The 19,216-nt window shown below is 71.2% G+C and carries 17 protein-coding genes and 3 pseudogenes; 13 read left to right on the top strand and 7 right to left on the bottom strand.

Annotation, left to right across the window (positions count from 1 at the left end):
- Nucleotides 1–3: 3 nt before the first annotated feature.
- From ACZ5NH_RS04650 to ACZ5NH_RS04625, 6 genes are read left to right on the top strand one after another with little or no spacing between them, the layout of a single operon-like run.
- A complete protein-coding gene (locus tag ACZ5NH_RS04650; RefSeq protein WP_468772949.1) occupies nt 4–777 on the top strand; it encodes a phosphopantetheine-binding protein in 774 nt (257 codons plus the stop codon).
- The gene (locus ACZ5NH_RS04645) at nt 774–2,081 is read left to right on the top strand and encodes a beta-ketoacyl synthase N-terminal-like domain-containing protein (protein ID WP_468772948.1); all 1,308 of its coding nucleotides are present in this window, start codon (nt 774–776) and stop codon (nt 2,079–2,081) included. Before ACZ5NH_RS04650 ends, ACZ5NH_RS04645 begins: the two co-directional genes overlap by 4 nt.
- A complete protein-coding gene (locus tag ACZ5NH_RS04640; protein WP_468772947.1) occupies nt 2,075–3,340 on the top strand; it encodes a hydroxymethylglutaryl-CoA synthase family protein in 1,266 nt (421 codons plus the stop codon). The genes ACZ5NH_RS04645 and ACZ5NH_RS04640 overlap by 7 nt, the downstream gene beginning before the upstream one ends.
- Before the next feature lie 5 nt (nt 3,341–3,345).
- Nucleotides 3,346–4,104, top strand: coding sequence for an enoyl-CoA hydratase/isomerase family protein (locus tag ACZ5NH_RS04635; RefSeq protein ID WP_468772946.1), 759 nt, complete (start codon nt 3,346–3,348; stop codon nt 4,102–4,104).
- A complete protein-coding gene (locus ACZ5NH_RS04630; protein ID WP_468772945.1) occupies nt 4,101–4,757 on the top strand; it encodes an ACP S-malonyltransferase in 657 nt (218 codons plus the stop codon). The genes ACZ5NH_RS04635 and ACZ5NH_RS04630 overlap by 4 nt, the downstream gene beginning before the upstream one ends.
- Nucleotides 4,696–4,950: an acyl carrier protein gene (locus ACZ5NH_RS04625; protein WP_468772944.1), complete on the top strand. Its 255-nt coding sequence runs from the start codon at nt 4,696–4,698 to the stop codon at nt 4,948–4,950. The genes ACZ5NH_RS04630 and ACZ5NH_RS04625 overlap by 62 nt, the downstream gene beginning before the upstream one ends.
- Here the strand turns inward: ACZ5NH_RS04625 and ACZ5NH_RS04620 are convergent.
- Together ACZ5NH_RS04620 and ACZ5NH_RS04615 are read right to left on the bottom strand one after the other, a co-directional pair.
- Nucleotides 4,937–5,761, bottom strand: coding sequence for an AfsR/SARP family transcriptional regulator (locus tag ACZ5NH_RS04620; protein WP_388625757.1), 825 nt, complete (start codon nt 5,759–5,761; stop codon nt 4,937–4,939). The two genes, ACZ5NH_RS04625 and ACZ5NH_RS04620, sit on opposite strands and share 14 nt — an antisense overlap.
- Before the next feature lie 30 nt (nt 5,762–5,791).
- On the bottom strand, nt 5,792–7,363 hold the full coding sequence (locus ACZ5NH_RS04615; RefSeq protein WP_468772943.1) for a B12-binding domain-containing radical SAM protein: 1,572 nt from the start codon (nt 7,361–7,363) through the stop codon (nt 5,792–5,794).
- Nucleotides 7,364–7,787: 424 nt separating this feature from the next.
- On the opposite strand from ACZ5NH_RS04615, the gene ACZ5NH_RS04610 reads away from it, so the two are divergent.
- Nucleotides 7,788–8,780, top strand: coding sequence for a LysR family transcriptional regulator (locus tag ACZ5NH_RS04610; RefSeq protein ID WP_468772942.1), 993 nt, complete (start codon nt 7,788–7,790; stop codon nt 8,778–8,780).
- Complete coding sequence (locus ACZ5NH_RS04605; protein WP_468772941.1) at nt 8,777–9,712, top strand: serine hydrolase; 936 nt, start codon at nt 8,777–8,779, stop codon at nt 9,710–9,712. The genes ACZ5NH_RS04610 and ACZ5NH_RS04605 overlap by 4 nt, the downstream gene beginning before the upstream one ends.
- A gap of 176 nt (nt 9,713–9,888) precedes the next feature.
- Here the strand turns inward: ACZ5NH_RS04605 and ACZ5NH_RS04600 are convergent, their stop codons facing one another.
- The 4 genes and pseudogenes from ACZ5NH_RS04600 to ACZ5NH_RS04585 all read right to left on the bottom strand — a co-directional run.
- Complete coding sequence (locus ACZ5NH_RS04600; protein ID WP_468772940.1) at nt 9,889–10,602, bottom strand: DUF4232 domain-containing protein; 714 nt, start codon at nt 10,600–10,602, stop codon at nt 9,889–9,891.
- A gap of 219 nt (nt 10,603–10,821) precedes the next feature.
- Nucleotides 10,822–13,047, bottom strand: coding sequence for a catalase/peroxidase HPI (gene katG / locus ACZ5NH_RS04595; protein WP_468772939.1), 2,226 nt, complete (start codon nt 13,045–13,047; stop codon nt 10,822–10,824).
- A 33-nt stretch (nt 13,048–13,080) separates the two neighbouring features.
- Nucleotides 13,081–13,518, bottom strand: coding sequence for a Fur family transcriptional regulator (locus ACZ5NH_RS04590; protein WP_451556840.1), 438 nt, complete (start codon nt 13,516–13,518; stop codon nt 13,081–13,083).
- 447 nt (nt 13,519–13,965) lie between these two features.
- Nucleotides 13,966–14,149, bottom strand: a pseudogene (locus ACZ5NH_RS04585) (abortive phage infection protein); the annotation flags it as partial.
- Nucleotides 14,150–14,280: 131 nt separating this feature from the next.
- On the opposite strand from ACZ5NH_RS04585, the gene ACZ5NH_RS04580 reads away from it, so the two are divergent.
- A complete protein-coding gene (locus ACZ5NH_RS04580) occupies nt 14,281–15,243 on the top strand; it encodes a hypothetical protein (RefSeq protein ID WP_468772938.1) in 963 nt (320 codons plus the stop codon).
- 55 nt (nt 15,244–15,298) lie between these two features.
- Nucleotides 15,299–16,264 carry a non-homologous end joining protein Ku gene (ku, locus tag ACZ5NH_RS04575; protein WP_468772937.1) on the top strand — a complete coding sequence of 322 codons (966 nt, stop codon included), beginning with the start codon at nt 15,299–15,301 and terminating at the stop codon, nt 16,262–16,264.
- Between the two features lie 18 nt (nt 16,265–16,282).
- Here ku and ACZ5NH_RS04570 read toward each other — a convergent pair.
- Nucleotides 16,283–16,456: pseudogene (locus ACZ5NH_RS04570) on the bottom strand (substrate-binding domain-containing protein); the annotation flags it as partial.
- On the opposite strand from ACZ5NH_RS04570, the pseudogene ACZ5NH_RS04565 reads away from it, so the two are divergent.
- The 3 genes and pseudogenes from ACZ5NH_RS04565 to ACZ5NH_RS04555 all read left to right on the top strand — a co-directional run.
- Nucleotides 16,451–16,657, top strand: a pseudogene (locus ACZ5NH_RS04565) (TIM barrel protein); the annotation flags it as partial. The pseudogenes ACZ5NH_RS04570 and ACZ5NH_RS04565 sit on opposite strands and share 6 nt — an antisense overlap.
- A gap of 180 nt (nt 16,658–16,837) precedes the next feature.
- Nucleotides 16,838–18,016, top strand: coding sequence for an acyltransferase family protein (locus tag ACZ5NH_RS04560; RefSeq protein WP_388625733.1), 1,179 nt, complete (start codon nt 16,838–16,840; stop codon nt 18,014–18,016).
- Between the two features lie 255 nt (nt 18,017–18,271).
- Nucleotides 18,272–19,042 carry a class I SAM-dependent methyltransferase gene (locus tag ACZ5NH_RS04555; protein ID WP_468772936.1) on the top strand — a complete coding sequence of 257 codons (771 nt, stop codon included), beginning with the start codon at nt 18,272–18,274 and terminating at the stop codon, nt 19,040–19,042.
- The last annotated feature ends 174 nt before the right edge of the window (nt 19,043–19,216 follow it).

Raw genomic sequence — 19,216 nt, 5'->3', positions numbered from 1 at the left:
ATCGTGTCCCTGCCAAGCAACGGCGACGCTGACGACCAGAAGGCGCTCCACACGGTTGTGGACAGCGCGGCCAAGGTGCTCTTCGTCGCTCCGGAGGAGGTCGACCCCGACGTCCCGCTCGTCGACCAGGGCCTCGACAGCATCCTCGCCGTCGAACTGCTGGAATCGCTCAACGGTGTGTTCGACCAGCAGGTCCGGGCCGCCGAGCTGAACGAGCACCCCACGCCCCGCCGACTGGCGGCCCATTACGTGCAGTTGACTACCGATGCGGACGAGGCGGGGGCGACGTCCCCGTACCTCTCGATCGTCCGTGAGTGCCTCGCCGAGGTGCTGATGGCCGAGGTCGAGCCGGCGACGGACCACACCACGTTCGCCGATCTCGGCATGGACTCGATCCTCCGGATGGAGTTCATCGCCGTGCTCAACAGCCGGCTGGACAGGTCCGACGACGAGGCACTGCTGCGCGAACACTCGACCCCGGCCCGCTTCGCCGCCTACCTGGCGAGCCAGGCGGACTTGGAGGCCGGACAACCGCCCGCGGAGGCGTTCGCCGTCCTGCGGAAGGCCGTGCTGGAGGTGCTGCCGGAGACGTCGAGGGACACGGTGACGCCGCAGACCTCACTGCGCCAGCTGGGTGCCTCCTCGCTGGATCGGGCCGACATCGTGGCCCAGGCGATGCACCAGCTGGGCGTGCGGGCCCCCGTGGAGAGGCTGGCCGCCGCGCAGAACCTGGGTGCCCTCGCGACCCTACTGGAGCAGTGCAGGGAACGCGCATGACGGCACACCGCGCGCGGACCGCCATACCGCTGTCCCTGACCTCGGGCGCCGTCCTGACCGGTCAGGCGGGCAGTCTCGACGACTACACCAAGGTGCTCACCGACACTCAGTCGGCCATCACCGCTCCCCCGGAGGGATCCGCGTACCGGCAGGCCGGCGCCGGAGCCGTCGCCGCGCTGCATGGCTTCGAACCGTCGGCGTGGGCACGCGACCACCTCGGCGGGGCACCTGGATTGCGGGAGCGACTGACCGCCGTCACAGCACGTGGGACGCTGCCCGCCGTCACCGCGGCGTGCGTCGCCGCCGCAGCCGTGTACGACGCGGGCCTGACCCGCGAGGACCTGCAGGGCTGCGCGGTGATCGTGGCCGGCGGCAACCTCTCCCCACGACATCAGGCGGAGACCGCGGCGCGGTTCGCCGAGCGAGGCCATGTGGCGCCGTCGTACGCGCTGACTCACATGGACGTCGACGTCGTGGGTACCGTCAGCCAGGTCACGGGCGCCGTGGGCGAAGGCTGGGTGCTGGGTGCGTCGGCGGCCGGCGGCGCGCTGGCCGTGCTCCAGGCGGCCCGTCTGGTGGCCTCCGGGGAGGTGGCGCGCTGCTTGGTGGTGGCACCCGCCACGGATCACTCGGCCGTGGAGCTGGCAGCGCTGCGGCAGGCCGGGGCACTCGCGGGGGCCGTGCCGCACCGCGATCCACGAACCCTGTGCCGCCCGTTCGACCTCGACCGCAGTGGTTTCGTCCCCGGTCAGGGCGCTGCGGCCGTGCTGCTGGAACCCGTCGAGGACGCAGCACGGCGCGGGTACGACCCTCTCGCGCTGCTCCTCGGCCACGGCCAGGCGCTGGACGGCAGGCGGGCCGCCGACCCGCTGTCCGAGGGGCAGACGAGCGCGCTGCGCAGGGCCCTGGAACGAGCCGGTGTCGACGCGTGCGACGTCGACTACGTCAACGCTCACGCGGCAGGTACCCGCCTCGGCGACGAAATCGAAGGGCGCTCCCTCGCCGAGCTCTTCGGCACTCGCCCGCTGGTCAACTCCACGAAGGCGCTCACGGGCCACTGTTTCGGTGCCTCGGGTCTGCTGGAACTCATCGCCACCGCGATCCAGTTGCGGGACGGCTTCTGCCACGGCAACCCCCACCTCACCCGGCCCTGCACGGAGGGACTCACCTTCGCCCCCCGGAACACCGTCCAGGCCGACCTCGCGGTGGCCGTCAGCTCCAGCTATGCGTTCTGCGGCATCAGCTGCTCGCTCGTGCTGGCCCGCGCCCGGGCCGCGGCAGGAGAGGCCGGCTCGGCATGGTGAGGCGCGCGGAGGGGGTCCGGACGGTCGGCATCGACGCGATCGGCGTCGACTGCGGTGCGGCCGTGGTCGCGGTGGACGAGTTGTGCCGGGGCGACGCGGCACACGATCGCCGGGTGCGCGCATTGGGCATGGAGGCGCGGGGGGTGGCACTTCCATGTGACGATCCCGTGGTGTTCGGCTCGACCGCCGGACGCCGGGTCCTGGAACAGCTGACGCCGAGCGAGCGGGACACCATCGAGTTCCTGGTGTTCGCCACCGAGTGCGGCCTCGACCTGAGCAAGTCGCTCGCCGGAGCCGTGCACCGCCTGCTGGGCCTGCCCAGCGCCTGTCGCACCCTGGAGGTCAAACAGGCCTGCTACTCGGGAACCGCCGCCGTTCAGTTGGCCGCCGCCGTGGTGGCGACGAGTCCCCGGCCCGACGCCCGTGCCCTGGTCGTCACCGGGGACGTCGGCCACCATCCCCTGCACAGTCTGCCGGAGGCCGTCACGGGTGTCGGCGGTGTGGCGGTGCTGGTGTCGGCCGAGCCTCGCATCGCTGCCTTGCGCCCCGGGCTGAGCGGGCTGCACAGCGACGACGTGTCCGACACGCTCCGGCCCTCGTACGCGCAGGAGGTGATCGACCCGGACCTGTCCCTGCTGAGCTACCTCGAGTGCCTGCGCTGCTGCTGGCAGGACTACTCGGCCAGGGTGCCGGGCGCGGACTTCGTGCGGGATTTCGACCTGCTGGCCATGCACACTCCGTTCGCGGCCATGGTCAAGGGGGCGCACCGCACCCTGAGCCGTGACGTCGTGGGACTGACACCGGCGCAGATCCAGGCCGACTTCGAGCGCCGGGTCGAACCGTCGCTCGTGTATGTGCGCCGCACCGGCAACATGTACACCGGTACGTCCCTGCTGTGCCTGATCAGCGCCGTGGCACACAGCGGCAGCCGCGAAGCGGCCACCGCAGGGGTGTTCTCCTACGGGTCCGGATGCTCCGCCGAGTTCTACGGCTGCGACCTCGCACCCGGCGCCGTGGACCGCGTGGCCGAGGGACGCGTCCGGGAGGCTCTGGACAGCCGCTGCCCTCTGGCCTTCGACCAGTACGCGCGACTCGCCGGCACCGATGTGCCCGCCGGTGTCCGCGACGCGGACGTCGATCTGGAGGCCGCGGAACCGGTCCTGCGGCACGTGGAGAAGGCGGGTGCGCCCCGGCTGGTGCTGACCGCGGTGCACAACTACCGCCGGCAGTACACGTGGACGGACGGATTTCCCCGGTGACCGGCGTGACGACAGAGGCCTCGGGGCTGCGGATCACAGAGCGCCCCGGCTATCTCGAAGCACGCATCGGCCGCCACGGCCGCGATCCCAATGTTCTGGACGCGCAGCTGGTCCGCCTGCTGCACCGGGCCGTCAACCGCGCCGAGGCGACGCCCGGATGCCGGGCCCTGGTGCTCAGCTCGGCCTCGGACACCTTCTGTTCGGGACTGCCGCTCGGCACCGCCGCCGACGAGCGGTGGCTGAGCCGTCGGGTGACCTCGCCGTGGTACCTCTTCGAGCGCCTCACCGGCTGCGCCGTAGTGACATGCGCGGTGCTCGACGGGCCCGCCGTCGGCGGCGGCGTGGCCCTGGCCTCGGCCTGCGATCTGGTCCTCGCCGGCCCCCGGGCCTGCTGGCGCTGCACCGAGGCGCTGCTGGGCCTCGTCCCGGCGATGGCCCTGCCGTTCATCGCACGGCGGATCGGCGAGCACCGTGCCTGCGCCATGGCGCTCACCGCCCTGCGGGTCGACTCGGCCCGCGGTGCCGAGTGGGGGCTGGCCGATCTGGTGGGCACCGACGCCGCCGGGCTGCTGCCGGACGCCCTGCGCTCCCTGCGGGGGTGCCGGCCCGAAGCCGTGCGCGCGCTCAAGGCCTATCGGCGCGAGGCGTTCCCCTGGCCACCCGGACTGGCAGAGCGGGCACAGGCCGTTCTCATGGAGCGGTTGGCCAGCCCGGACGTGCGCCGGCTGATGGATCTGGTGCGCCCGTCGCCGGAGGACGCATGACCGAGATCTGGATGTTCCCCGGGCAGGGCAGCCAGCGCGTCGGCATGGGTGCGGACTGGTGGGACGCCGCCCCGGAACTGGTGGCCGCAGCCGACACCGTCCTCGGCTGTTCCGTGCCTGACCTGTGCGCGAACGGACCGCGCGAGCAGCTGGACGACACCCGCTACCCGCAGCCGGCCCTGTACGTCGTGGGCTCCGTGGCCTGGCGGGCGACGCTGGCCGCCGGGGCACCACCGCCCGATGTGGTCTGCGGCCACAGCCTCGGTGAGTACAACGCCCTGGAACGCGCCGGAGCGATGGAGTTCGCCGAGGGGCTACGACTGGTGCGCCGCCGTGCCGAGGCCATGGCCGCGGTCCCCGTGCCTCAACTGCGAGACCTGGCCGACATTTTGACCACGAGCCGGGTGTGTGAGGCACGGCCGCTGCGGGTGAGCGGGGCGTTCCGTACCACAGCACGTTGCGGGCACTGCTGGACATGCCCGGCCGCGCTTCCGCGAGATCGGCGGTGGCACCACGCTGACGGGAATGGTGAGGGCGGTCCGTCTGGCCTCCGCCCCACGGAGTTGACGACAGGGAGGGTCAAGGAGGGACATGGACGCGAACACACGCACCAGGGAAAGCATCGAGGAGCTCGTCGACGCATGGCTGCGTGAGCTGGAGGTCGAGGGACCGGTCGACCCCGAAGCACTGCTGCTGGATCTGGGGGTCGACTCGCTGAGCGTCGTGGACTTCAGCCAGATGCTGCGCCGCGAACTCGGAGTGGAGATCAGGGCCGCCGAGTTCGATCTCTACGCCACCGTGTCGGAGATGGTGGCCGAGATCTGCGAGCGGATCAGCGCGCAGTAGTCGTGTAGGGCAGCTCGAGCCGGAGGCGGGTATCCGCCTCGTCGAGAAGGATGCGCTGGTACAGGGACTGCAGTTCAGGGGAGGGTTCGATGCCGTAGTCGCGCACGAGCCGGTTCCGCAGGGACCGGTAGATCTCCATGGCGTCCACCCTGCGGCCCATCCGGCACAGGGCCGTGATCAGGATCATGTTGAGTCCCTCGTCCGCCGAACCGGCCAGCACCTCGGGGTGCAGCCGGGCCACGACGGCCTGCGGACGGTCCCCGCGCAGCTGGGCCTCCGCCCAGGTGCGCAGGGCCAGCGTGCGCAGTTCCTCCCAGGACTGTGCAGCCAGGCGATGGCACTCACCGTCTACGGCGCCGCCGAACGGCTGCCCCTGCCAGATCGCCAGGGCCTGGTCCAGGACCCGGATCGCGGGCTCGATGCGGGTGGAGCACAGCGCCGTGGCCTCGCGCACCAGCCGCTCGAAGTGCAGGGCGTCCACCCACGAAGGCGAGACGTCCAGCATGTATCCACCTCCCACTGTGCACACCTGCAGCTCCGTCGGACTCCATCCGAGACGCGTGAGGGTCTTGCGCAGCCGGCCAACGTGCGCCTGCACCGCCTGTTCTGGTTGGAGCGGTGACGCACCTCCCCAGAGTTCCTCGACGATGACGCCGGTCGCCACCGGCTGCCGAGCCGAGATGGCCAGCAGTTCCAGCAGACTGCGGCGCAGGGAGGGACGGGGGCTGCAGGTCGCGCCCGTGGCGGCTATGAGCAGGGTCGGTCGGAGAAGGCAGACGGCGTGCTGAATGCCGCCATCAGGTAACTGCATGGGCCACCTCTCTTAAGGCCACGATTCGGCTCACAACTGTCGGCACAGGGCGTCGAGGAGATCCTGTTCCTGTCGCTCTTCCTGATCCGTGCCGCCGAGCATGTAGCCGCCGAACTTCATCCCACTGCCCGCCTCACCCATCCGGATGACGCCTCGGCCCAGGTCCGTCAGCGCCGCTTCGACGTCGGGGAGCCGTACTTCCGTGTTGCTGCGCAGATACAGATCGGTCAGCTTCCTGGACGGCAGGATCTCGCCGTGCCAGGAACGCACCTCAGGACGGGAGTTGTAGGCCTCCCAGTACATCCGGGAACCTGGAACGACGGCCGGAGCGGCGACGGACACGGTGGTGATGATGTCCTGGTACTGCTCGGCCAGAGCCAGCCAGTTGTCGACTTCGGAACGCAGTTTGGCGGTGTCCGTCCCCGGCAGTCCGAGGATTCCGGACACATACAGCCGGTAGTCGAGGTCACGAGCGAGCTCCAGTGCCTCGTAGATGCGATCGGGCCCCTTGTTGATGCCCTTCGAGTTCTCCTTGAGCAATTTCGGGTCGAACGCCTCGAGTCCGACGTTCCAGGTACGGACGAATCCCTGGCAGAGCTTCGCCGACTGCAGGAACTCGTAGACAAGACCGTAGGCGAGCATGAATCGCCGGTCCCTCAGCACCGGCGAGGCGGCGCAGGCCTCTGCCAGGTCGTCGAGCAGGGAGAATTGGCCCTGCCACTGGCCTCGAGAGAATCCCAGGGTGGAGTCGCCGGCGGCATACACGTTGGCCCCGAGGGACCCGACCGCGTGCTCCAGGGCGGAAACGATTGTCCCGATCGCGGCCGTCTTCGGCGTCAGCCCCTGGATCGAGCAGTGCTTGCACCGACGCCGCGGCGACTCCCCCCAGTGACAACCGCCGTCGATGGCCATCGTGATCATGCGCTGGAGGTCGTAGTGGCCCGCGTACCAGGTTTTGAACGCCTTGTCATAGTGCTCCACCAGTTGATCGGTGATCAGGGAGTAGTCCGGCAGCCGACGACGGTTCAGGGGATAGGTGGGGGCGCTCTGATGGACTACGGCCCCGCCCCGCCGATAGGCCAAGGACGGCACCCGTTCCTCCTCCAGTTCCCCGCCCAGCGCGTACAGCAGGCCCATCATCGTGAACGGCCCGTTGTTCCCGGTGCCCACGAAGTCGACGAGACGGCTCCCGTACCGGCCGGTGAGCACCTCCTCGTACAGGATGGCCGCATGGTCGTTCCCGAAAACGATGACCGCGTCGGGATTCACCCGCTTGATCTCGGCCGCGACGATGAACGCCCAGGGAGCGGTGGCAGTGTAGACGGAGAAGGCCGCCACGTCCGGCGGGTTCTCGCGGATCTGCTCACGTATCACCGCCCATCCGATGTGGCTCATGTCGATATAGCGCCACGGCACATCGGGGAAGCAAAGTTCATGATACGTGACCATTTCCACGAGCGAGGAATGAGGATAGACGGTTCCCTCGTTGAGATATTTCTCCTGACCGCCCGCCCCGGCAATCTGCGCACCTCCCCCGGAATGACTTCCGCGATGCGCCGAAGTCAGCGGAAGCGCGATGTACCAGACCGACTGGAAGGGCAACCGAGAAGCACGTGATCTGTCGAGTGGAATTTTCCACGAGTACCGAGCGTCGATTCCGATTGCTTCCCTGGCCGGTTCGAGAGACATCCCCGTGGCGCAACCTCTCCGTGCGTGGTCGAGGTAAACGTATTGACAGCCAGCGTAAGAGTCTTGATCACACACGGGCAAGATTCCGAAGGATGCGATCAAATAGGTCATCATGCGCTCGTGACACGGGCCTGCGGCCACATCACCGCCTGCCATGAGGACAAGAGGCCTTCAAGAACGCTGCAAGACCGCCTCGAAGCCCGGCTCCAGCACCAGCTTCAAGGACGCCTGGATCACCCGACGGCCACGGCCGGAATCCCCAGACACCGCTGCTTGCGCGCCCCCGGCTCGGCGATCAACGTGGACGCGTCAGATGCCTTATTGATATGAGTGCAGGATGGATCTCCTCGCGCATCTCGAGGCGTATGTCGCGACGGCCGACGAGCGGAGCTTCTCCCGCGCTGCGGACCGGCTGGACATCGCCCAGCCGCTGCTCAGCCGCCGTATCAAGACACTGGAGGAGCACTTCGGCGGGCTGCTGTTCGACCGTTCACGGCGCCAGATCACGATCACGGAGCTGGGCGCGCTGCTCCTGCCGTACGCGAGTGACGTGCTGGACCGGGCCCAGCGGCTGCGGCAGGTCGCCGGTACGGCCGGACGGGCACGCGTGCGAGCCGTCGGGGTGCCCGCGCACTGCGCCCCGGCGGCGCTGGCACGCGTGATCCGCGCCGGCGCCGGGCGCGGGATCACCTTCGGCATGCGGGAACTGCCGCCCGGGGAAAGGGTTTCCGGACTGGCCGACGGCTCGCTCTCCTACGCGCTCGTGCGGGTTCCGCCGGAGCGGGGCACCTTCCGGGTGCCGCTGGGCCTGGCGTCGGCGCCGGAGCCGGGAGTGGCGGACGGAGGGGGCCCGGAGTACGGAGGCAGGCGGCGCGCCGTCCACCTGGAGGATCTGCGGCCCCGCCGCGGCCGTGGCGCCGAACGCGCCGCTCGCCTGCCGGTGTTGACCCTGCCGGAGGACCAGGTGCCGTCCTGCGAGGACCGTCTGGAGCGCGCCGTGGCCCGGGCCGGGCTGCCTCCGGACCGGTTCCGGCCGGCCGGGCCCGCGGCCACCGCACTGGCCGAGACCCTGGCCGGGCGGGCGTTGCTGCTGTGCGCCGAGTCCTTGGCCCGGCAGCACGGGGCACGCTGGACGCCGCTGGGCGACCGGTCACTGCACCGGGGGTACGACGTGAACGCGGGCCATGTCCGGAACGGCTCGGCGGATGTGCCGGACTGGCTGGCCCCGCTGCTGGCGTCGGCCGTGGGGGCCGTCACCCGCGCTTCCGGCTCGGCACCCTGCGGGAGCGGCGCCGCGGAGGCGTCGGCACGGCTGGCGGCCCGCGGATGAGCGCGCTGCCGGTGCACCGCCCGGTATACGTCGGGGACGACGGCACCCTGCTGGACGTCGCCGAGGCGATTGCCGCGGACTGGGCCGCCCTCGGCATGCACGGTTCCTTCCTCGCCCGGAACCTCGACACCGGTGAGCAACTCGGCTTCGGCGTCGATGAGTCGATGCCGCTCGCGTCGGTCGTGAAGGTCCCCGTCGCACTCGTCGTGCTGGACCGGATCGCGAACGGCGAGCTCGATCCGGCGCAACCGGTGACGGTCGATCCGGCGCGCAGCAGCGTCGGTCCCACCGGGCTCGCGGCGTTCCGGTACCCCGCCGGCGTGGCCGTCGGTGATCTGCTCCTGCTCATGCTGTCGGTGAGCGACAACGCCGCGGCGGACGCCCTGCTCGACCTGGTACCGGTGGCGGAGGTGGACGAGCGACTGCGCGCCTGGGGGTGCGGGGAGATCCGGATGCGGCACCGGATGAACCACATGTACGAGTGCGCCGCCGGTGCCGCCGGCAACGACTTCTCGCTCGCGCTGGAACTGGCCCTCCGGGACGAGCGGTCCGGCCGGCACACCATCGCGACCCTGGATCCGGCGTACGCCAACTCCGGGTCGGCCGCGGCGCTCGTCGAGCTGCTGCAACGGGTGTGGTGCGACGAGGTCTCCACGCCGGCGGCTACGGCGGAGCTGCGCCGGCTGATGGGCCTGCAGGTCTTCACGCACCGGCTGGCGAGCGAACTGCGGGCGGACTCGCTGCGGTGGAGCGGCAAGACCGGGACGTTTCTGCATCTGCGGCACGAGATAGGTGTGGTGGAGGCGGAGTCCGGCCACCGGGTGGCCATGGCGGCGCTCACGATTGCCGGGCGTCGGGCGGGGCTCGCTCCGGACATCGACCTTGCGATCGGGGTTGCGGGGCGGGAGGCTTTCGAAGCGCTGCGGGGGTGAAGGGGCCGTTCGCGGCAGCGCCGTCGGGCCTTCGGTCGTCGGGCGTCCGCGGGTACGTCGTGGTTGCCCGCGCAGTTCCCCGCCCCCCGTGCGGGGCGCTGCCCCTCCTCGGTGCCTGACGATGGGCGGTCCGGGCCGGCGTCTGCGCCCCGGCCGCCCCACTCGTCACCCGCCGGTCAGGAAGGCTTCGCCGCCGAGACCGCGGTCGCGGTGACGGTGTTGTCGCACTCGGCGAACTCGCCGTCGGTCAGGGCGACTTGATGCGCGCCGGCGCCGGGCAGACCGACCACGAGTGTCGGGAAGACGGCGGGCTTCGCTCCGGACTTGCAGTAGCCGTCGCCCTCGCCCTGGACCTGGTGGAAGGTCAGCTTCACCCACGCCCTGCCGCCCGGCGCAAGGCGTACGGGGAAGGCGGTGCCCGTGGGGGTCACCTTCAGGGGGAGGTTGTGCTCGGGGGAACCGTTGCCCGCTCCGGCCACCGACGGGTGCCCCCGCAGGACGCACGCGTGCCCGGAGACGTTGGTGAACTCGACTATCGCCGCGCCCGTGCCGGTGCCGTCCGGACGGTTGGTCGCCTGGTAGGCCTTCGCCTGCACGGCCGACACCGAGCACGCCGGCGCCGTACCGGCCGAGGTGGCGGACGCCGGAGAGGCCGGGGTGCCCGAGGCCGTCGACGTGCCGCCGCCGGAGGCACCCGAGGCCGACGGCGCCGTGCCGGCGGGGCTCGCGGTGGCGGGGGTGGTGCGGGAGGGGGTGGCGGAGGCCGGGGTCGGGGAGGAGGCCTTCGCCGACCCGTCGCCGTCGCCCGGCCCGCAGGCCGTCAGCGTCAGTGCGGCGGCGATCACGGCCGTCGCCGACGCGGCGAGGCGGATGGTGTTGCGGTGGTGCATGAGGTCCCCCGATTCCGGTGTGCCTGGTTCGACCGGCTCCGTGCCGGTGCTCGCCGGGGGAGACAGAGCCGGGAGGCTCCGGGTTTCCGCTGTGGCCCGTCTGTGACGGTTGTGGATCTCCTGTGACTTTCCGGTGACAGCGGGACCGGCCTCCGCTCGCACGACGAAGGCGTCCGGCCCGGCCCGCGCGGGCCGGGCCGGACGCCCTCACAGTCGTACTCAGACCAGGTCGAACCGGTCCAGGTTCATGACCTTGTCCCACGCGGCGACGAAGTCCGTCACGAACTTCTCCTTCGCGTCGTCGGAGGCGTAGACCTCGGCGAGGGCGCGCAGCTCGGAGTTGGAGCCGAAGACCAGGTCGGCACGGCTGCCGGCCCACTTCAGCTCGCCCGTGACGGCGTCACGGCCCTCGAACGTGGTCTGGTCCTCGGAGGTCGACTTCCAGGTCGTGCCCATGTCGAGCAGGTTGACGAAGAAGTCGTTGGTGAGGACGCCGGGCGTCTTGGTGAGGACGCCGAGCTGGGACTGCTGGTGGTTGGCGCCGAGGGCGCGCAGACCACCGACGAGCACCGTCATCTCGGGGGCGCTGAGGGTCAGCAGGTTCGCCCTGTCGAGCAGCAGGTACTCGGCCGGCAGGCGGTTGCCCTTGCCGAGGTAGTTGCGGAAGCCGTCCGCGGTCGGCTCCAGCGCCTCGAAGGACTCGGCGTCGGTGTGCTCCTCGGTCGCGTCCACACGGCCCGGGGTGAAGGGCACCCGAACCTCGAAGCCGCCTTCCTTGGCGGCCTTCTCGACCGCGGCGACACCACCGAGGACGATCAGGTCGGCCAGGGAGACCTTCTTGGCGCCGGAGGAGGCGTTGAAGTTCTGCTGGACGCCCTCGAGGGTGCGCAGCACCTGGGCCAGCTCGTCGGGCTCGTTGACCTCCCAGCCGCGCTGCGGCTGCAGCCGGATGCGGGCGCCGTTGGCACCGCCGCGCTTGTCGCTGCCACGGAAGGTGGAGGCGGACGCCCAGGCGGTGGTGACCAGCTGCGCGACGGACAGACCGGAATCGAGCAGCTTGGTCTTCAGGGCCGCGATGTCGGCGTCGTCGATCAGCTCGCCCTCGCGCTGCGGCAGCGGGTCCTGCCAGATCAGGGTCTCCTCCGGGACCTCCGGGCCGAGGTACAGCGACTTCGGGCCCATGTCACGGTGGGTGAGCTTGTACCAGGCGCGGGCGAAGGCGTCGGCGAACTCCTGCGGGTTCTCGTGGAACCGGCGGGAGATCGGCTCGTAGACCGGGTCGAAGCGCAGCGACAGGTCGGTGGTGAGCATGGTGGGCAGGCGCTTCTTCGACGGGTCCTGCGGGTCGGGGACGATCGCCTCGGCGTCCTTGGCCACCCACTGCTTGGCGCCGGCCGGGGACTCGGTCAGCTCCCACTCGTAGCCGAAGAGGATGTCGAAGAAGCCGTTGTCCCACTGGGTCGGCGTGGCGGTCCAGGTCACTTCGAGGCCGGAGGTGATGGCGTCCGCGCCCTTGCCGGTGCCGTAGGTGCTCTTCCAGCCGAGTCCCTGCTCCTCGAAGCCGGCGGCCTCGGGGTCGGCACCGACCGCGTCGGCGGGGCCGGCGCCGTGGGTCTTGCCGAAGGTGTGGCCACCGGCGATGAGGGCGACGGTCTCCTCGTCGTTCATGGCCATGCGGCGGAAGGTCTCACGGATGTCGCGGGCCGCGGCCAGCGGGTCCGGGTTGCCGTTCGGGCCCTCGGGGTTGACGTAGATGAGGCCCATCTGTACGGCGCCGAGCGGGTTCTCCAGCTCACGGTCGCCGGTGTAGCGCTTGTCGTCCAGCCAGGTGGTCTCGGGACCCCAGTAGACGTCCTCCTCCGGCTCCCAGACGTCCGCGCGACCGCCGCCGAAGCCGAAGGTGTCGAAGCCCATGGTCTCCAGCGCCACATTGCCGGCGAGGATCATCAGGTCGGCCCAGGAGATCCTCTGGCCGTACTTCTTCTTCACCGGCCACAGCAGGCGGCGGGCCTTGTCCAGGTTGACGTTGTCCGGCCAGCTGTTCAGCGGGGCGAACCGCTGCTGGCCGGCGCCGGCGCCGCCGCGGCCGTCGCTGATGCGGTAGGTGCCCGCGCTGTGCCAGGCCATACGGATGATCAGCGGGCCGTAGTGGCCGAAGTCGGCGGGCCACCAGTCCTGGGAGGTGGTGAGCACCTCGGCGATGTCCCGCTTAACGGCCGGAAGGTCGAGGCTCTTGAACGCCTCGGCGTAGTCGAACTCCTCGCCCAGCGGGTTCGTCACCGGCGGGTTCTTGGCAAGGATCTTCAGGTTGAGCCGCTCCGGCCACCACTGGCGGTTGCCACCGCCCTGGGTGGGATGCAGGGCCCGGTCATGGGCGACGGGGCAGCCGCCGCTCGCCCCCTCCGCCTTCGCGTCTGTGACGATCGCGTCGTGGTTCTCAGTCATGGCAATCCTTCCGAACTGTGCGGAACTCGGTGCTCAGGAACTGCGGCCGGTGGAGCAGTCGGGGCAGATGCCCCAGTAGACGACCTCGGCCTCGTCGATGGCGAAGCCGCGGTCGTCGGATGCGGTCAGGCAGGGCGCGTCGCCGACCGCGCAGTCGACGTCGACGACGGCACCGCAGGACCGGCACACGATGTGGTGGTGGTTGTCCCCCACGCGTCCCTCGTACCGGGCCGGGTGACCGGCCGGCTCGATACGGCGGACCAGACCCGCCGCGGTGAGGGCGTGAAGGGCCTCGTAGACGGCCTGCAGGGAGATGTGGCCCACGCGGTCGCGTACCCCGGAGGCGATCGCCTCGACGCCGAGGTGGTCGCCCGCCCGGACGGTCTCCAGCAGCGCGACGCGGGCTGCCGTCACGCGCAGGCCGGCACCGCGGAGCTCCTCGGCGGTGGTCGGGGTCGGGGAGGCGGTCATGAGGGCGAACCTACCCTCATAAACACGAGTGATTCAAGAAAACGAGCGATGCAATTTTGGTCGCGTCCCGGCGGCCGCCGTTCACCTCCGCGTCCGCCTCGGCGCCCACCCGGGCATCTGCGCTCACCTTTGCCTTCGCATGACCCCGCCCCGCACGCACCCGGCGCCGCCCTGCGCAGCGGGCGCGCCGTTGGGCGGGGCGTGGGGCGGGTCGGGAGCATGCCCGCATCATGTGGCCCGGAATCAGCGACGACGGCGCGCCAAGCCGGACGGTCCTCCGAACGGGTGAGCCGGAATCCGCGCGAGCCGCGCCGTACATCCGCCGGCGTGGAGGGCCTCCTTGGGCTCCCAGTGCCGGCCGGAGCCGGAGTCGTCCGGGCGGTCCTTGATGGTCTTGGTGATGGCGTAGCTCGCGACGGTCGGCGGCTTGCCCCACCACCGATGGCGGATCCCGGGCACGAGCAGCCAGAACTCGCAGCCCACACCGAGCTCCACCGCCGCCCCGTGCCGGCGCAGCCGCTCCGCGAACCGGCCGGTCTCGGCCAGATGGCATCCGCGTCGCGCTGAACGCCGTACCCGGGGTCTCCCCCGCGCCCACGGTGTACACGACCCCGTAGTGGCGCAGCCCGCCGCCGGTCTACGCAGCGGGGTCGAAGAGTGTGAAATGATCACTGACCCAGATGAAACCCCCCATATAGCACATAAGCGCCCTGGACCGAGAAACTCGAACCACGTCACCAGTTGCCGTCGAGAGGGACGCCGGTGGACCTGGACACCGTCGCCGACGAGCTCTACGGGCTGCGGCCGGAGGACTTCGTCGCCGCCCGTGACCGCCGCGCCCTGGACGCCCGCAAGGCCGGTGATCAGGCCCTCGCCAAGGAGATCGGCGCGTTGCGGCGCCCGAGTCTGGCCGCCTGGGTCGGCAATCTGCTCGTGCGCCGACAGCCGGAGGAGGTCCAGCCGCTGCTGGAGCTCGGCGAGGAACTGCGCCGGGCACACCGCGAACTGGACGGTCCGCAGCTGCGCAGGCTCGTCCGCCGGCAGGGCGAGGTGATCGGCGGGCTCGGGCGGCAGGCGCGGCGACTGGCGGCGGAGGCCGGGCGTCCCGTGGGCGAGGGGGTGCAACGAGAGGTCGAGGAGACCCTGCACGCCGTTCTCGCCGATCCGGAGGCCGCCCGCGAGTGGGCCGCGGGGCGGCTCGTGAAGCCGCTCAGCGCCACGTTCGGGTTTCCCGAGGCGGACGAGGGCGTCCTCGACCACCGTCCTGCCGCCCGCGCGGCGACCAGGGCGAAGAAGCGTGCTCAGGGCAGGGAGCCCGGCGGACGCGGAGCGGAGAGGAAGCGGGGCAGGGCGAAGGAGCCCGAGGACGAACTGGCACACCGCCGCCGTCTCAACGAGGCCCGTAGAGCCGCCCGGGACGCGGAGCGGGACCTGCGTGCCCGCGAGACGGAGGCCGAGGCCGCCGGACGGGAGGCGGAGAAGGCCCGCGACCGGGTGACCGCGGCGGCGGAGCGGGTGCGTGAGCTGCGCGTGCGGCTGCGCGACGCCGAGGAGGAGCAGCGCCGTTCCCGTGCCGGCGAGCAGGAGGCGCGGGACCGGGTCCGGGAGGCCGACCGCGCCCTACGGGAGGCCCGGCGCCACGCCGAGACGACCGCGTCCCAGGCCGAGCGACTGGCCGACGGCCGGGTCGAGCGAGCGTCCCCGGGCGGGGCGCACCGGCGGTGACCGGACAGCACCACGACGGAACGGACGGCCCACCCGTCAGAGGAGGCGAAGGGCCATGGCGAGACCCATCTGGACCGGTGTCCTGACCTTCGGGCTGGTCACCCTGCCCGTGGGGCTGTACACCGCCACCGAGGACCACACCGTGCACTTCCACCAGCTTCAGCGCGGCACCGCGGACCGGATCCGCAACAAGCGGGTCAACGAGCGCACCGGCAAGGAGGTCGACACCGACAAGATCGTCAAGGGCTACGAGATCGACGAGGGCGAGTACGTCGTCGTGGAACCGGAGGAGCTGGAGGAGATCGCGCCCGGGCGGTCGAAGGTGATCGACCTGGCCGGGTTCGTCGACCTGCGCCAGGTCGAGCCGGTGTACTTCGCCCGCACGTACTACGTCGGCCCGCGTGGCAAGGAGTACGTGAAGGTGTACGAGCTGATGCGGGCGGCGCTGGATCGCGCGGACAAGGCCGGGATCGCCACGCTCACCATGCGCGGCAAGGAGTATCTGACCGCGTTGCGCGCGCAGCCCCGCGTTCTCGTGCTGCACACCCTGCACTGGGCCGACGAGGTGCGTGACCCCGCCGACGTGGTGCCCGAACTGCCTCAGCGGCGCACGAAGAGCGACAGCAAGGAGCTGCGGACGGCCCAGCAGCTGATCGACGCCCTGACCATCGACTGGGACCCCACCGACTACCACGACACCTACGAGGAACGCGTCAAGAAGCTCGTCGCCGCGAAGCGCAAGGGCGAGGAGGTCGTCGGCGAACCGGAGCCGCCGGAGGCCACCAACGTCATCGACCTGATGGAGGTGCTCAGCCGGAGCGTCGAGCAGGGCCGGTCCCGGGGCCGCACGGGCGGCGGAAAGCCGGCCACCGGCAAGAAGCAGGCCGCCGGCAAGAAGGAGGACCTGGGTGCCCTGTCCAAGGCGGAGCTGTACGAGCGGGCGAGCGCCGCGGGCGTACCGGGCCGGTCGAAGATGACGCGGGATCAGCTCGTCGAGGCCCTCGCCGCGCAGGCGGCTTGACCGCCCAAGTCACCGGATTCAGGCCGGTGGCGGGCCGCTTGTCCCCCGCACGACCAGCTTCGGGCCCAACTCAGCCTCGCTGGGCTCCAGTTCCGGGTCCTCCAGGCGCTGTACGGCGAAGCGGACCGCGTGCTCGGCCGTCAGGCGGGCGTCCTGGCGCACGGTCGTCAGGCCGATCGGCATCAGATGGGTCCGCCCGGCACCCCGGCCCGGATCCACCAGCACCTGGACATCGGCCAGGGCGAGGTGGAATGGGAGGCGTTCTTCGGCACCCTGCGGGAGCTGAGGTTCGACGGCGTGGCCACGGCCTGTGTGTTCGCCTGGGAGGGGCGGGCCCGGGAGTCCTCGGCGTTCATGCTGGAGCGGATCACGAAGGAACTGGCCGCGGGCTGATGAAGGCGGTACGTGGGGCGTCACTCGTGCGGGTGCACCCGGCCCAGGCGTCCGTGGCATACGCAGAGCTCTGTCGTTCGGCAGCGAGTGTGATGTTTGCCATGTGGCGTGATGGACTTGGGGTAAACGGGCAAGGTACCCCTTCATGCTCCACGCCAACCCTCTGCGGCAGGTGATTCGATGACAACGGCGACGACCCGGACGTTCCGGACGACGCCGACCCGTCCCGGCGACATGACCGCCAGGGACTCCCCAGCCGCCGCCATGCCCTCGCTCCCGTCCCTCACGGGGCTGCGCTGGATGGCGGCACTGCTGGTGTTCGGACTCCACGTGAACAACTTCGGCTACTTCGGAGGCACCGGTGGCCGCCTCGTTTCCTGGGGATTCAGTGCCGGTGCCACCGGTGTGTCGTTCTTCTTCGTGCTGTCCGGCTTTGTACTGACCTGGTCGGCCCGGCCCGGCGACCGCGCGCTCGCCTTCTGGAGACGGCGCATCGCGCGCGTCTACCCGGTGCACCTGGTCACCGCGGTCCTCGCCCTGGGCATGGCGTACACGCTGGCGAACCAGCCGAGACCGACACCGAAACAGGCGCTGTCCAATGTGCTGCTGCTCCACTCCTGGTGGCGCCCCTGGTGGCAGACGCTGAACCCGGTCAGCTGGTCCCTCGCCTGCGAGGCGTTCTTCTACGCCTCCTTCCCGCTGCTGATCCTGCTGCTGCGCCGGCTCGGCGCGCGCGGTTCGACCGTGCTGGGCGGTCTGTCGGTAGTGGCGGTCCTGGTGCTGGCCCGGGCGGATGCCCACCACTGGTGGACGTACGCGCTGTACTCGTTCCCCGCGGCCCGGCTGCCCGAGTTCGTCCTCGGCGCGGTCACCGCGCGGCTGGTGCTGCTCGGCCGGTGGCGCGGGCCCGGTCTGGAGGCCTCACTCGCCCTCGCGATCATCGGCTACTTCCTCGTCCCGCAGGTCGCGCCCGGATACTCCGCCAACGTGTGCACCATCACCGGGTTCACGCTACTGATCCCGGCCGCAGCCGTCGCGGACGTGCAGGGGTTTCCCTCGCTGTGGCGACGCCGGCGGCTGGTGCGGCTCGGCGAGTTGTCGTTCGCCTTCTACATGATCCATCTGCTGGTGCTGCGGTCCGCCACCCAGTTGCTCGGGACCAAGCCGCACTTCGGACTGCTGGCCGGGATCGCCGTCACCACGACCGCCTTCGCGGTGTCGCTCGGGCTGTCCTGGCTCCTGTACGAGACGGTGGAGCGCCCGGCGAGACGCCTGCTGCTGCGCCGGCGCCGCCGCCCGGCCGCGCAGCCGGATGCGGCCCAGGCCGGTCGCGAGGCACCGGCCGCGACACCGGACTGAACCGGTCCCTCGGCCGCTCGAAGGCTCTCGGACGAGCGGGGGAAAGTCGAAAAAGTGCCCCCGGCCCGGTCGCGGAAGGCTGCCTGCCGGTGCGCTGTGGGGATCCGAAGGGCTGCCGGCCGGCCGTCGGGGAGGTGCCCGCGCCTCCCCTCCGTCGCCCGCTCAGCCGCCCGCCGGTGCCCTCGCAGCGGCCCCTGCGGCCTGGTGTCCAGCGGCCCCCGCCGCTAGGTTCCGGGCATCGGGAAAGGGGGCCGGATGGACCGGGGCATCCGCACGGTGGAAGACGTGCTACGACTCCTGGACGGGCTGTTCACGCCGGCGGCCGACCGATGGACGGAAGGCGCGGCCGCCTGGTGGGACGGCTTCTATGCCGAACGGGACAGACCGGTGCCGTTCTTCACTGCGAAGCCGGACGAGAACCTGGCGTCCTACCTGGAGCGCGGTCTGATCGCGCCGGGGCGGGCCCTCGACCTGGGGTGCGGGCCCGGCCGTAACGCGTTGTACCTCGCCGCGCACGGCTTCGACGTGGACGCCGTCGATCTCTCCCCCGCCGCGATCGCCTGGGCCGAGGAGCGCGCGCGGGATGCGGGATCGGATCGCGAGGCAGCCGGCGCCCGGGCGGGAGGCGTCCGGTTCCACTGCGGGGACGCCTTCACCCTGACGGCCGACGGCACGAGCGGGCTGGGTGGCCCGTACGACCTGGTCCACGACTCCGGCTGCTTCCACCACCTGCCACCGCACCGCCGCGTCAGTCACCTCGCACTGCTGGAGCGTGTACTGGCGCCCGGCGGTTACTTCGCGCTCACCTGCTTCGCCGCGGGACGCATGGGCTCCGAGCTTCCCGACGCGGCCTTCTACCGCGAGCCCGGGCTGCACGGCGGCCTTGCCTACACCCCCGAGTCACTGCGTCGGATCTTCTCCGATCTGGAGGAGATCGAACTGCGCGCCATGCGGCAGGAGCCGGCCGACTCCCCGCTGTTCGGCCAGGAGTTCCTGTGGACGGCCCTGTTCCGCCGCCCTCGCTAGCCGCACGACCCGAGGAGAGCACCGGTCGGTCGCTCCACCGCCTCCGGCCTCGGACAGCCGTGGGGGGGGGGGGGGGGGGAGGGGGTGGGGGGGGGGGGGGGGGGGGGGGGGGTGGGGAGGGTGTTTGCTGGGGGGGGGTTACGTAGGACCCCCGGGTGGGGGTTGTTCGACACC

It is taken from the genome of Streptomyces sp. NPDC031426 (assembly GCF_055581585.1).
This window is presented reverse-complemented; position numbering and strand designations above follow the sequence as displayed.